The organism is Streptomyces argenteolus (genome assembly GCF_042902585.1).
GTDB lineage: Bacteria > Actinomycetota > Actinomycetes > Streptomycetales > Streptomycetaceae > Streptomyces > Streptomyces argenteolus.
This window is the reverse complement of the sequence record NZ_JBIBEG010000040.1, coordinates 1-1,419: the sequence shown is the minus strand read 5'-3', so window position 1 is coordinate 1,419 and position 1,419 is coordinate 1. Positions and strand designations below refer to the sequence as shown.

Here is a 1,419-nt window from a genome sequence, read left to right as displayed (position 1 = left end):
CGCCGCTCGAAACCGCCACCGGGACGGCCACCACGGTCGTCACGACGCTCGAAGCCACCACCGGGACGGCCGCCACGGTCGTCGCGCTGGCCGCCACGGTAGCCACCACGGTCGTCATCACGACGCGGGGCACGGTCGTCACGGCGGAAGGTGCTCGACCGGTCGTCGTCGCGGCGGGGGCCACGCTCACGGTCGTCGCGGCGGAAGCCGCCGCCACCGCTGCTGCCACGGCTGTCGTCACGGCGGAAGCCACCGGGACGGTCGTCATCACGACGGGGGCCACGCGGACGGTCGTCACGCCGCTCGAAGCCACCACTGGGACGGCCACCACGGTCGTCACGCCGCTCGAAACCGCCACCGGGACGGCCACCACGGTCGTCACGACGCTCGAAGCCACCACCGGGACGGCCGCCACGGTCGTCGCGCTGGCCGCCACGGTAGCCACCACGGTCGTCATCACGACGCGGGGCACGGTCGTCACGACGGAAGCCACCGCCGCCGGTGCCGGCACCACGGCTGTCGTCACGGCGGAAACCGCCGCCACCACTGCTGCCACGGCTGTCGTCACGACGGAAACCACCGGGACGGTCGTCATCACGGCGCGGGCCGCGCGGACGGTCGTCACGCCGCTCGAAACCGCCACCGGGACGGCCACCACGGTCGTCACGACGCTCGAAACCGCCACCGGGACGGCCGCCACGGTCGTCGCGCTGGCCGCCACGGTAGCCACCACGGTCGTCATCACGACGCGGGGCACGGTCGTCACGGCGGAAGGTGCTCGACCGGTCGTCGTCGCGGCGGGGGCCACGCTCACGGTCGTCGCGGCGGAAGCCGCCGCCACCGCTGCTGCCACGGCTGTCGTCACGGCGGAAGCCACCGGGACGGTCGTCATCACGACGGGGGCCATGCGGACGGTCGTCACGCCGCTCGAAGCCACCACCGGGACGGCCGCCACGGTCATCACGCTGGCCGCCGCGGTAGCCACCACGGTCGTCATCACGACGCGGGGCACGGTCGTCACGACGGAAGCCACCGCCGCCGGTGCCGGCACCACGGCTGTCGTCACGACGGGGGCCACGGTCGTTGTCACGGCGAGGCGCTCCGGACCGGTCGTCGCGGCCGCCTCGGAAGCCGCCCCTGTCACCACCGTCCCGGCGACGCGGCTCGCGCTCCGGACGGTCGTCGGAAGAGTTGGTGGACATGGGGGTGACTCCTGTCATCGGGTACCACAGACATTCTCGCGCAGCCGACCTAACGACGCGCTTCGGCACAAAAAAAGGACCCTTGGTCCCAGCATGAACGCTGGGACCAAGGGCCCTGAAAGATTGTTCGGCGGCGTCCTACTCTCCCACAGGGTCCCCCCTGCAGTACCATCGGCGCTGAAAGGCTTAGCTTCCGGGTTCGGAATGTAACCGGGCG

1 rRNA gene and 1 pseudogene are annotated in these 1,419 nt (G+C 72.2%); both read right to left on the bottom strand.

Features of this window, described 5'->3' with window-relative positions:
• A pseudogene (locus tag ACFY8O_RS34455) lies at positions 1–830 on the bottom strand (hypothetical protein); the annotation flags it as partial.
• A 497-nt stretch (positions 831–1,327) separates the two neighbouring features.
• Positions 1,328–1,419, bottom strand: a 5S ribosomal RNA gene (rrf, locus tag ACFY8O_RS34450); the annotation flags it as partial.